This window comes from Candidatus Latescibacter sp. (assembly GCA_030692375.1).
Classification (GTDB): Bacteria; Latescibacterota; Latescibacteria; order Latescibacterales; family Latescibacteraceae; genus JAUYCD01.
Window position 1 is genome coordinate 1 of the sequence record JAUYCD010000166.1, and the last position, 11,965, is coordinate 11,965.

The window sequence follows — 11,965 nt, forward strand, 5'->3', positions numbered from 1 at the left end:
AATGTGAAGGTGTAACTTTTTTAAAAAAACCAATTAAGCCTTGTATTGCAGTCTTTTAAGTCCCCCTTTGGGGGATTTAGGGGGCTGTAGTTTTAACGTTAACAGAGACTAAAATCTCTTTTACATGCATAATTCGGGTTAGGTTCAATCTTATTAATCCTGTTAATCCTGTCAAATTTGTTCGTTCTTTTCCTTGCGTTTTTTGCGAGAGAAATACTTTATGAAACTCCTACCGGAAGAACCGGATCTATTCGAGAAACCTGACTCCGAGAATAAAGAAGGGGCTGAAACAAAACGCCATTCCCTGGCCGAGCGCCTGCGTCCTGAAACACTCGAGGAATTCGTGGGGCAGGAGCACCTGGTCGGGAAAGAGGCGTTTCTTTCGGAGGCGATCAGAAAGGATCAGATATCTTCGATTATCCTCTGGGGGCCGCCCGGTTCAGGGAAAACCACCCTGGCAAGATTGATCGGCCATTATACCGATGCGGAGTTTGTATCTTTTTCCGCAGTGGTCAGCGGTGTCAAAGACATTCGTGAAGTGATAGCCTATGCCCGTCAAAGCAAGAAAAAAACCATCCTGTTCGTGGATGAGATTCACCGGTTCAACAAAGCCCAGCAGGATGCCTTCCTGCCGTATATCGAAGACGGCACCATCATTCTCATCGGGGCGACAACCGAGAATCCCTCGTTCGAGGTGATAGCGCCGCTCCTTTCACGGTCACGGGTGCTGGTGCTGGATCCGCTCACCGAGGAGCAGATTCGCAGGATAGTCTCTCATGCGGTAGAGGACAGGGAGCGTGGATTGGGGAATACCGTTGCCGGAATCGAGGATAAAGCCACTGAAGCTCTGGTGTCATTCAGCGGAGGGGATGCCCGCCGCGCGCTGAATACCCTTGAGCAGGCGTCAATCCTGGCAAGGAAGGGAGGAAAGAAAGGCCGGATTGTCACTCTCTCCGATGTGGAAAAAGCCGCCCAGCGGAGAATGCTCCGCTATGACCGCGCCGGCGAGGAGCACTATAATATCATCTCGGCAATCCACAAAAGCATGCGCGGCTCAGACCCGGATGCAGCTCTCTACTGGTTTGCCCGTATGCTCGAGGGAGGAGAGGACCCCCTGTATATCGCGCGCCGTGTGGTGCGGTTCGCCGCGGAGGACATCGGAATCGCGGATTCCCATGCCCTGCAGGTGGCCATAGCCGCCACCGAAGCCTACCGTTTCCTGGGGACGCCGGAGGGTGAGCTGGCCATCGCCCAGGCCATTGTGTACTGCGCGACCGCACCGAAATCCAATGCGGTATATACGGCATATTCGGAAGCGCGCCATGACGCCCGTCAGTTCGGGGAGCTTCCGGTGCCTTTCCATATCCGGAATGCCCCCACTCCGCTCATGCGTGAGCTGGGATACGGGAGGGGCTACGTCTATGACCACGAAACCGAAGACCGATTTTCCGGGCAGGAGCATCTCCCCGAAAAGCTCCTGGGGAAGGTGTATTACCACCCAACCGGTTTCGGCTATGAAAAAATCGTGGGAGAACGCCTGAGATGGTGGGCGGACCAGAAACGAAAAATACGGGAAGAAGAGAAAGGGAAGGAAACGAGCGAGTGACCGAAAGAAAGCACAATAAGGAAAGTAACGATACTGCAAAAGGTCTTTTGGCGATCGATGTTGACGGGACCCTTATCACAGATCACGGAGTCATCACAGACGCGGTATACAGCGCGCTGGAGAGAGTTATCCACGCCGGCTGGGAAATCGTCATCGCCACCGGCCGCACCTGGTATGCCGCCCAGCAGGTGATAGAGAGCCTTCCCTTTGTCCGCTATGCCCTGTTCAGCAACGGCGCCTGTATTATTAACGTGCGGGAGGCGGGTATTCTGCGCCTGGATAAAATCCCTCCCGAGGTATCACGAGAAGTTATCGGGGCTGTTCGGGCAAACGGGGCCATACCGGTTCTTTACAACACGAACATTTTCAATCAGAGCATGTTCTATGACACCCTTGAAAACGCCTGCGAGTACTTTACCTGGTATCTGACCAACGACCGCCGGAGCGTCCGGGTTCGGGATATTCTGGAGCATGCAGATGATGTCATGCAGATCGGCATGATTGAGGACCGTCACACGATCTTCCGGATCAGGCAGGCGCTTCAAAAGTATCCGGTTAGCGTGATGTCGCTTCCCTTTGAGAGCGCGCATTTCGGGGGAAAGGATCACGAGTTCTGGTTTCTCCAGATCATGGGTGAGAATGTCTCCAAAAACCGTGCGCTCCACTCTATGGCCGGATGGCTGGAGATACCGAAGGGAAGAATCGTTGCGGTGGGCGACAATTACAACGACGCCGACATGATTGCAGGCGCCGATGTCGGAGTAGCCATGGGGAATGCCCCGGAAGAAATCCGGAAACTGGCCAGGGTTGTGGTGGCGTCAAATAACGATTCCGGCCTGGCGGAAGTGGTAGAAAAGGTGGTTTTGTCGGAGCGGTTTTTCAAATAGGATTGAACAGGTATGTCGTTAAGTAAGCCAAGGTGATTATCCGAAAGATATATCCCCCCTACCCCCCTTATTAAGGGGGTAAAAAGAAAATTGTTCACTTTACTATATAAACATTTTTTAAGATTTGACAGAACCCTCTCTCTAAGTTCCCCCCTTAATAAGGGGGGATGCCGAAGGCAGGGGGGATACTTAAAGTCACAGGAGCAATCAATTACTCTTATTTACGTATGTTGCTGACTTAACGACATAACCAATATAGAATTATGTTACAGAAGGGTTCGATACCATAGAGGACTGAAAGGAAAAATAATGGTCGATGTGGACAAATGCCTGAACATGCTTGACGAAAAAGAAGTTATCCAGGTCACTCAGGAGATGGTGCGAATACCTTCTCTCACCCGATATGAGGGGCTGGGCATGGTGAATTTCATGGAGCGCTGGTGCAAAGACCTGGGCATCCCTGTGCGAATTTATCCATACAATACCGACCGGGCGAATTTCTTTGCGGACTTCGGAGCGACCGGCGGGCCGGGCAGGTACATCTTCAACGGCCACATGGACACGAAACCGGTGGAGGGGATGACAGTCGATCCCTTCGGCGCGGAAATCCGTAACGGCAAGATGTACGGCCGCGGCGCCTGCGACATGAAAGGCGGAATCGCCGGCATTCTCTGCGCTTTCAAGGCGCTGGTCCGCGCAGGATTCAGACCACGGGGCGGGATTACTTTTTTCAGCGACATCGATGAGGAGTTCGGAGGGACAGCCGGTTACTACTGGGCAAGGCAGCAGGGGCTTTATGCAGGATACGAGGGGCTTATCTCCTGCGAGCCGACCGAACTGGAGGTGCAGATCGGAAATCGCGGCTGCTTTGTTACCGCGTTCGAAACCATAGGGAAGTCGGCGCATTCCGGCCTCGCTTACCTCGGAGTCAACGCCATCCACAACATGGTCCTTTTCATCACCGAATATCTGAAGCTTCCCTACCTGAATGTGGAAAATCAATGGTTCGGCAGGTGCACGGTAAATTTCGAAAAAATCGATGGGGGGCTCTATCTCTCCGCGGTGCCCGACCGCTGCATCGCCTGCCTGGACTCGCGCATCATCCCCGAAACCCCTCCGGAGATGATCCAGCAGCAGCTCAATGAACTCATGGATCGTTTGAACCATGAGCACGGCATCAATATCCACGAAACCAAAGAGCCGGAAGGCTGGCGGGTGCGAAGCTACAAGGCCAAGGCGGAAACAATCCCGGCCGACCATCCGCTCACTCTCCGCGCCATCAGGGCGTATGAAAAGGCGACAGGGAAAAAGGCCGTCATTTCCGGCTGTCCGGGGATAACCATCGCCATGGTGTTGATTGAAATGGGTATTCCCGCCATTATTTTCGGCCCCGGCTCCATCGCCCAGGCTCACACCGAAGATGAATTCGTTCCGCTCGCCGACCTGGTGGAAGCCGCCCGGAGCTATACGGCGCTCATGGCGGGAATGTAAAGAAAAGGAAGAATACAGGAGCCAGAAGTCAGAAGACAGAAGAAAAAAATATTTCTCTCGCAAATACACAAAGAGAAAAAAAGAATAAAGAATAAGATGATTATCCGGTTATGTCATTTGGTAAGTATTTTTGAAAATATTGCGCCTTGAATGCACATTTAGATCCTGAAACGAGTTCAGGATGACACGTGTCATGCCGAACTTGTTTCGGCATCTAAAGATACGATCACGAACCTTATCTAATGGCATACCCACATAAGATTATCCTTGGAAGTGCAGAAAAGGATAGAGGGGCAGATTTGAAATCTTCCCCTTTTCTTCATATGCAGCACTTGGCAAGCTTTCATTTTCTAAGAAAATGCTTTGTTTGTGACAAATGTCACATCTTTTGGTTAAAGGGAATGGTATGTTAATCCACGGAGTTCTTAAAGTAAGTTTCCCGACGTATTACACAATCTCAAAAAAAGAGGGGTTTGTATGAAACGCTCGATGTGTCTCATGGCGGTGTCAGCGGTTTTGGCGCTCACGACGTTTATGGTAAGTCCAGGAGTAACGTATGCTAAAGGATCGGGGCCGATTACCACAGTAACCGTATCGCCTGATTCTGCAACAGTACAGGTTGGAGGTGAAATTCAATTTTCAGCTAAAGCTCTTGATGCTGGCGGCGCTGCGGTTGATACCACCTTTACCTGGTCGGTCAACAGAACAGATCTCGGTTCCATCGATAAGACCGGCCTCTTCAAAGCTTTGAAGGCGGGAGAAGTCATAATTACCGCAACTGCTGGAGTTAAGAAAGGCAATGCCCGGGTTACAGTGATTGCAGGAAGCGCCACAACCGGAGGAGCAACAGCCAAAAAGGTTGAAATTTCCCCCAAAAAGGAAACGGTCATCGTAGGTAAAACCCTCCAGTTTGAGGCCGCAGCCAGAGATTCCCTCAACAGACGGATACAAACTGTCATAACCTGGTCTGTGTCCGACCAGAAGATCGGTTCCGTTGATGGAAACGGGCTGTTCAAGGGATTGGCGGCGGGGAGTGTGATGGTGATTGCCAAAGCCGGTGCTGTGTCTGATACTGCGAAGGTTACAGTAATTGCCGAACAGCCGCCGGTGCAGGAACCGACGGTGGCAATCCTTCAGATCTATCCGGAGAAAGCGAGTGTTGCGGTTGGTGCGACCGTCAAGTTCGAAGCAGGCCTCAAAGATGCAAAAGGGAACGAAGTCCAGGCGACTGTTAAATGGGCGGTAAACAACAAGACGCTGGGCTCAGTCGACGATACCGGGCTTTTTAAGGCCCTTGCGGCCGGAGACGTCCAGGTTATCGCATCAACTGGGGCGGCGGCGGATACGGCGTTCGTTACGGTCACCCAGGGGGAACCTCCTGTGGATGCCGGCGTCAACCAAGTCGCCATTTTCCGGCAGTTACCGGACGGTAAAATCACGAAATTCGGATCGGGTACGGTTGAGAACGGCACTGTCACCATCGGGGGAATACCTCATCCGCTCAATTTTTTAAACGGCATGAAGCTCACCTTCCCCAAAAATTCCCTGCATGAAGATATTACCATTACATTCAAACTACCCGTATTTGCCAAGGTTGACGATGTTGCCAGGAATGTGACATTTGGGGATAACATTGTTGCCGGAGTAACCTTTGAAGTTACAGTCGATGGAGCAGTGAAAAGCCCTTACAAATTCGATATTCCCCTGGAGCTTACCTTGCCGTTCAAACGAGGCCTTCTGGACAAAATGGGTATTACTCCCTCCAAGATTGGGATGTTCTTTGCCTCGGCTTCGGGACAGCTTCAGAATGATCCCGGCATTACTGATGTGAAAGTTGATTCGTTGGCGAATGTCATCACCGGGAAAGTGGCGCACTTCTCCACAATCGTAATCGCGCCTGCCCCAACAGGGCCGACCGAAGTGGAAAACTCCATTCCTCAGGATTTCCAGCTCCTGCAGAACATGCCGAATCCTTTCAACCCGACCACAATCATTGCATTCCGAATACCCGAAGCTTCATGGGTAACGCTGAGTATTTATAATATTCTCGGTCAGGAAGTTAAAACGCTGGTTAATTCCAGGATGAATGCCGGGAGATATTCGGTGGTATGGGATGCAACAGACAGCAGGGGCGCCACAGTGACCAGCGGTGTTTATTTCTATCTGCTGAAAGCCGGCGGCAAATCCACCTCGATGAAACTGATGTTTATGAAGTAATATACTTCTCCTTGCAAACAGGTTTCCCTCAAAACCTTCTTCATGCACAAAGGGCGGCATACTAATGCCGCCCTTTGAATTTCCATTATAGAGAACGCGTTCTCACTCGACTCATTGCGGGTAATTATAGGTGAAAGAAAAGGTCTTTCCGCCGGAGGTGCAGGTATTTGTTGAAACAATAGTCATGCTGGATTTGCTCATATCATATTTATAACTGGTGGTGAAATCCTGAGTGCCGCTGTATGTTCCGTTGAATTTGAGGCCGCCCTTGTAGGTAAGGTCATAGACATTCGTAGTCAGATTGTAAGATCCGGAATAAACAATCGCCCCACCCAGGAAAAGTGCATTGTCGTCTGAAAAATCATAGAATGTACAAGTAAAGTTGTAGGTTAATAATTTTTGGTCCGAGCTCATTGTGTATTTGCCATTCACCACAGCCTTTCCGGATTTGGTACCGGTCACATCTCCGGCAAGAGTTATGTCGACGGCAGGCTTTGCAGCCCCGTAGCTGACTTTTGTCAGCGCCCTGCTAAAAACATCACTGGCTTTTGTAGTAATTAGCTGAGTAACCGTGTTCACATTACTTTCGGTCACCACGGTGTTGTTTCCGGTATGAGTAGCAAGAGAACCGGCGCTTGAATTGCCAGTGGTATTTCCGCCGGTGGGCGTACTGTTGTCATCCTTGCTGCACGAGAACGCCAGAAAAGCTGCCAGAACGAGAAATGCAAGAACTTTGACACGCTGCATGTAAATCCCCTTCGTAAAAAAGTGGTAAAAAGAGAACGGTGAAAAAAAAGGTGGACCTGACTTATAAATCATTGATTGGTGGTGTAATTTATATATTTTCAGTACACTTTACAACTCTTTTTTTTCACAGAAATTTCAGAAATAACCCTTGCACTTTGCTTTATACTTCATTATTTTTCCTACCTGTCCGTTTTTGTAGTTTTGGTAACAGTGCACTAAATGTTTCATAAATCGAATATGATGGGGGGGTGTACTTACTGGATGCCAGGAGTTATTGTTCGTGAACAGGAACCGTTCGAGAAAGCGCTGAAAAGATTCAAAAAGGCCTGCGAAAAGGCTGGAATTATATCCGACATGAAAAAGCATCAGCATTTCGAAAAACCCAGCGAAAGGAAAAAACGCAAGATCAATGCGGCAAAACGCAAAAAGATCAAGCTGGAAAAAGCCTTTGGTTAGCTTTTGGCGAGGTGCGGGATGCTCGACCGGATGATCAGGCGGTAGTCTATGGATAATGTGACTACCGCCTTTGCTTTGAGGCAACGAGGTCATGCCCATGAATATACTGGATACGATTGTTATACTGTTAATCCTGGTAATGGGAATTGCCGGCTTTCGCGAGGGGCTGGTACGAGGAGCGGTCAAACTTGCCGGTTTCATCATAACCGTCGTTGCCATGGCGGTTTTTGCCGAGCCGATCGGAAAGCTCGCCGGCTGGCTGCCCCTGGTTCCCCACAAAGCGGCGGTAATACTGGCTTTTCTGGCTGTGTTTATCCTCGGATCTGTTCTCTTTGCCATCCTCGGAAATATCCTCCGCAAGGTTGTTCATCTTACTCCCCTGGGAATGCTCGACAGCGGTATGGGCACGCTTTTCGGCATCCTCAAAGCCGTTTTCCTGGGGGGGATTCTGGCTCTGCTTCTTTCCCTGATGCCTCAGAATAGTTTTTGGAATAAGCAGTATGGATCATCTCTCAGCGGCCCCCCGATGACCCGGCTTATCTCACGATCCATACCGGTGATCACTCTAGGAGGAATCAAATTGTTTAAACATTTTTCACGAGAACCTGTTTTCCCGGAACCAAGGAAAAAGCCCCATGCCCCTTCCAATATCATTTGACAGCCACGCGCTTCGTGTAGTTGAATTCGACCGCATCCGCGAGATTGTTTCTTCCCTGGCTGATTCCTCCGCGGGACAGTCTATGCTTGCCGGAATCTCACCCCTGGATGACATTATTCAAATCAGGCGGCTCCTGGATGAGGTGGACGAGGTTATACGGGCACTGCGGTTTGACGATCCCCTGCCCGGCTTGTCTCTTCACGATCTTCGCGAAGTTTTCCCCCTCATGGGCATCCAGGGGCACCGGCTGGAGATCGAGACTATCGCCGCCATCGCGGAGAATCTGGCCATCGCCCGCTGCCTGAAGGAGTATTTTTCTGACCGGGCGGAGAAATATCCGATCATGAGCGGCCTTGCGGCTCCCATCGTTCCCCATGAGGAAATTGAGAAAACAATCCGCAAGGTGATAACTCCCGATCTGACCGTTTCCGAAGATGCCTCCCCGGAATTACGTTCCATACGGCGGAAACTGGAACAGGCGAAGGCTTCACTTCGGAGCCTGATAGAGAAAACGCTGAACGCTCTTTCCGATGAGGTGGTCGGAGAGCGGGTGATTACCCTGCGGAACGGCAGGTTTGTCATTCCGATTCGCGACGCCATGAAAAACCGGGTGCCCGGCGCTGTCCATGATCGTTCCCAGACCGGGCGGACGCTGTTCATCGAGCCGCTTGCCTCCATCGAGGGGAACAATCAGGTCCGTGAGCTCGAGCTGGCCGAACAGGAGGAAATCAACCGGATTCTCCTGGAGCTGAGCGCTCTTATCTCACGGTCGGCAGAGGACATCCGCCGGAATCAGGATATCATCGTCCGTTTGGATGTGATTACCGCAAAAGCACGATATGGTGTCATTACGGAGGGAAGCATCCCTCGAATCAGCGACAGCGTGTCCCTGAACATCAAGAAAGGCCGTCACCCTCTCCTGGACTGGAAATACCGTAAAAAAACGGATGGTTCGCGGGTGGTGCCTCTGGACATGGAAATCGGAGAATCGGCGGTTACCATAGTCATCACCGGCCCGAACGCGGGCGGGAAAACCGTAGTGCTCAAAACGGTTGGGCTGCTTACCGCTATGGCGCTCTCGGGGCTGCCTGTGCCGGCCGGAGAGGGAACCACGGTGTTTCTCCCGTTTGGAATGTACGCCGACATCGGCGACGAGCAGTCCATCGAGGATGATCTGAGCACTTTTTCCTCCCATATGAAGCAGATTGTCACCATCCTCCGTGAAGCAGGGAGAGGATCGCTCGTACTTCTCGATGAGCTCGGAGGAGGCACTAATCCGGCGGACGGCGAAGCGATAGCGCTTGCGGTGCTCCGAAGGCTGACCTCTATCGGGGCGATCACATTCGCCTCAACCCATCACGGCGGATTGAAAGTCTTCGCCCATGAAACCGAGGGGGTGATGAACGCCTCCATGCAATTTGACAGCGAACACCTGCGCCCGACCTTTGTACTTCGCGCGGGGATTCCCGGATCCTCCTATGCTTTCGAGATAGCCGCGCGGATGGGCATGCCCCAATCAGTACTGAGCGACGCCGAGACCCTGGCGGGAGGCGAACGCAAGAGCCTGGAGAGCCTGATCCTGGAGATGGACCAGCGGGTTCGCCAGGCTGAAGATGAGCGCCGGAAAGCCGAATCCGAGCGCCTGCGCATGGAGATGGAAAAGGAGAAGTATGAGATAAAACTCCGCGAGTACTCGGAAAAAAGGCAGGAAATGCTCGGCGAAGCGATCTCGGAATCGAAAAAAATCATGGAAACCGCTAACAGGAGCATCGAGTCAGCGATACGGTTGATCAAGGAAAAGAACGCCTCCCGCGATTCCATTGCTGAGGCGAAATCTCTGGTCAGCCAGGCGGCGGCGGAAATTCAGAAGAAGGCCGATCAAATCCCCCGGCATGAAGAGAAAAAAAAGCGGCCGCCTCTTGTTGAATTGAAAAGAGGACAAAGGGTCTGGGTAGACAGTATCTCCGCCATAGCGACAGTGGAACAGGTGCTGGACGGGGGCCGCAGGGCGCGTATTCTCGCAGGGAAGAGCAAGGCTTCTCTGGTGGTGAACGCTTCCGACCTTTCAGGATTCGAAATAGAGCTGAAGAAGACCGAGCAGACGGTCAGGGTGAGCGCCCCTTCGGTGGAGATCGAATCCACGGAAATCGATCTCCGGGGAATGACCTTCGATGAAGCCCGTGAGGCTCTCGATTTCTTTCTCGACCGGCTTCACCTGTCCGGCATCGAAACCGCCACGATCATTCACGGGAAGGGAACCGGCGCGCTCAGGAGTAAAATCAGTCCCTGGCTGGATAAACATCCGTTTGTGGATTCGCGGAGGCTGGGAAACTGGAACGAAGGAAGTTACGGTGTGACGGTGGTTACTTTAAATAAATAAAAAAGGGAGTATATTTGTAAGCGACAAAGAAAACACTATGATTATCTGGGGCATGTCACTGTCTTTAAAGATAGATGCCGAAACAAGTTCGGCATGACACGTGTCACCCTGAACTAGTTTCAGGGTCTACGAACGTAAAAATTTTCCTGAGAAAACAATGAAAGAAAATACTCTCAGAACTATAAAAAAGGATTAAAAACACGTTATGTACACAAGAAATGAAACAAGGCGAATCATGGTACGGTCAGTCCCGATCGGCGGAGGAAGCCCTATCACCGTGCAATCCATGACCAGCACCGATACCCGTGATGTGGCAAAAACAGTATCTCAGATTCAGGCGCTGACAAAAGCCGGCTGTGAAATGGTCCGTCTCGCCATTCCCAACCATAAGGCGGCAGAGGCTCTGTTCGAAATCCGGAAGGAAGTGGATGTTCCGCTCATAGCCGATATTCACTTCGACCATCGCCTGGCGCTTATAGCGTTAGAGGCAGGGATTGACAAACTGCGCATCAATCCGGGCAATATCGGCTCTCCCACCAAGGTGCGGGAGATAGCCCAGGCCGCCATGGCGAAGGGAATACCCATACGGGTAGGAGTGAATTCCGGCTCCCTGAAAAAAGAAATCCTGGACCGTTTCGGGAGTCCGTCTCCGGAAGCGCTGGTGGAAAGCGCGGTTGAAGAAGTGGACCTCCTCGATGACCTCGGGTTTCACGATATCTGCGTATCCATCAAATCTTCCAGCGTCATGAATACTATTCATGCTTATACGCTTTTCGCCGAAAAACGTAATACACCCCTCCATATCGGGATCACCGAGGCGGGCACCCTGCGGTACGGCACCATCAAGTCGGCCTGCGGAATCGGCGGCATCCTCTCCTACGGCATCGGAGACACCATACGGGTCTCCCTCACTGCCGACTCGGTGGAAGAGGTTTATACAGGGATTTCCATCCTTAAGGCGATGGGCATTCGCCGGATAGGGCCGGAAATAGTGAGCTGCCCCTCCTGCGGCCGTACGGAGATAGATATCGTGCAGCTTGCGGAGGAAGTTGAGCGCCGGGCGGCGAAGATTACCGCACCAGTCATCATCGCGGTCATGGGATGCGTGGTGAACGGCCCCGGGGAAGCGCGCGAATCCGATTATGGTATTGCAGGAGGGAATGGATTCGGCCTCCTCTTCCGCAAGGGGGAAGTCGTCCGCAAGGTGGCTGAGGAAAACCTTATCGACGAGCTTTTTGGGCTGATTGAGAAGGATATGAAGGAAGGAAAGTAAAGAAAGAGACTGTCTGAACCACTGATTTATCGGATTCAAGGATTACCACGATTAATTAATCTAAATAGGTAAGTCGTTAAATAAGCTAAGGTGATCATCCGAGAGGTTAATCCCCCCTACCCCCCTTATTAAGGCGAGGGCGACAAAAGGATAATATTGACATAAGTTATTATAAATAAATAAAATAAATGAATATTTAGCTTGACATGGCGGTTTAGATTTATTATACTTAAGGTATTGTTATGAAAGG

9 protein-coding genes are annotated in these 11,965 nt (G+C 51.3%); 8 read left to right on the forward strand and 1 reads right to left on the reverse strand.

What is annotated here, in order from left to right:
- The first annotated feature begins 220 nt into the window (after positions 1–220).
- The 4 genes from Q8O92_09980 to Q8O92_09995 all read left to right on the forward strand — a co-directional run bounded on the left by Q8O92_09980 (position 221) and on the right by Q8O92_09995 (position 6,201).
- On the forward strand, positions 221–1,606 hold the full coding sequence (locus Q8O92_09980; protein ID MDP2983641.1) for a replication-associated recombination protein A: 1,386 nt from the start codon (positions 221–223) through the stop codon (positions 1,604–1,606).
- Positions 1,603–2,493 (forward strand): Cof-type HAD-IIB family hydrolase, encoded by an 891-nt coding sequence (locus tag Q8O92_09985; GenBank protein MDP2983642.1) that lies wholly within the window; start codon positions 1,603–1,605, stop codon positions 2,491–2,493. Before Q8O92_09980 ends, Q8O92_09985 begins: the two co-directional genes overlap by 4 nt.
- A gap of 309 nt (positions 2,494–2,802) precedes the next feature.
- Positions 2,803–3,984: an ArgE/DapE family deacylase gene (locus Q8O92_09990; protein MDP2983643.1), complete on the forward strand. Its 1,182-nt coding sequence runs from the start codon at positions 2,803–2,805 to the stop codon at positions 3,982–3,984.
- 477 nt (positions 3,985–4,461) lie between these two features.
- Positions 4,462–6,201 (forward strand): Ig-like domain-containing protein, encoded by a 1,740-nt coding sequence (locus tag Q8O92_09995; protein ID MDP2983644.1) that lies wholly within the window; start codon positions 4,462–4,464, stop codon positions 6,199–6,201.
- A 111-nt stretch (positions 6,202–6,312) separates the two neighbouring features.
- Here Q8O92_09995 and Q8O92_10000 read toward each other — a convergent pair whose 3' ends face one another.
- Positions 6,313–6,948 (reverse strand): hypothetical protein, encoded by a 636-nt coding sequence (locus Q8O92_10000; GenBank protein ID MDP2983645.1) that lies wholly within the window; start codon positions 6,946–6,948, stop codon positions 6,313–6,315.
- 261 nt (positions 6,949–7,209) lie between these two features.
- Between Q8O92_10000 and rpsU the strand changes: the two genes are divergently transcribed.
- The 4 genes from rpsU to ispG all read left to right on the forward strand — a co-directional run bounded on the left by rpsU (position 7,210) and on the right by ispG (position 11,715).
- Positions 7,210–7,404: a 30S ribosomal protein S21 gene (gene rpsU / locus Q8O92_10005; protein MDP2983646.1), complete on the forward strand. Its 195-nt coding sequence runs from the start codon at positions 7,210–7,212 to the stop codon at positions 7,402–7,404.
- 97 nt (positions 7,405–7,501) lie between these two features.
- A complete protein-coding gene (locus Q8O92_10010) occupies positions 7,502–8,062 on the forward strand; it encodes a CvpA family protein (protein MDP2983647.1) in 561 nt (186 codons plus the stop codon).
- Positions 8,040–10,442 carry an endonuclease MutS2 gene (locus Q8O92_10015; GenBank protein MDP2983648.1) on the forward strand — a complete coding sequence of 801 codons (2,403 nt, stop codon included), beginning with the start codon at positions 8,040–8,042 and terminating at the stop codon, positions 10,440–10,442. Before Q8O92_10010 ends, Q8O92_10015 begins: the two co-directional genes overlap by 23 nt.
- Positions 10,443–10,647: 205 nt before the next feature.
- A complete protein-coding gene (gene ispG / locus Q8O92_10020) occupies positions 10,648–11,715 on the forward strand; it encodes a flavodoxin-dependent (E)-4-hydroxy-3-methylbut-2-enyl-diphosphate synthase (GenBank protein ID MDP2983649.1) in 1,068 nt (355 codons plus the stop codon).
- Positions 11,716–11,965: the final 250 nt, after the last annotated feature.

What these genes read in the sequence shown, in the direction of transcription:
- Q8O92_10010 (MDP2983647.1), top strand. Translation starts at nt 7,502, where the DNA reads ATGAATATACTGGATACGATTGTTATACTGTTAATCCTGGTAATGGGA.
- Q8O92_10000 (MDP2983645.1), bottom strand. Translation starts at nt 6,948, where the DNA reads ATGCAGCGTGTCAAAGTTCTTGCATTTCTCGTTCTGGCAGCTTTTCTG.
- ispG (MDP2983649.1), top strand. Translation starts at nt 10,648, where the DNA reads ATGTACACAAGAAATGAAACAAGGCGAATCATGGTACGGTCAGTCCCG.
- Q8O92_09980 (MDP2983641.1), top strand. Translation starts at nt 221, where the DNA reads ATGAAACTCCTACCGGAAGAACCGGATCTATTCGAGAAACCTGACTCC.
- Q8O92_09995 (MDP2983644.1), top strand. Translation starts at nt 4,462, where the DNA reads ATGAAACGCTCGATGTGTCTCATGGCGGTGTCAGCGGTTTTGGCGCTC.
- Q8O92_10015 (MDP2983648.1), top strand. Translation starts at nt 8,040, where the DNA reads ATGCCCCTTCCAATATCATTTGACAGCCACGCGCTTCGTGTAGTTGAA.
- rpsU (MDP2983646.1), top strand. Translation starts at nt 7,210, where the DNA reads ATGCCAGGAGTTATTGTTCGTGAACAGGAACCGTTCGAGAAAGCGCTG.
- Q8O92_09990 (MDP2983643.1), top strand. Translation starts at nt 2,803, where the DNA reads ATGGTCGATGTGGACAAATGCCTGAACATGCTTGACGAAAAAGAAGTT.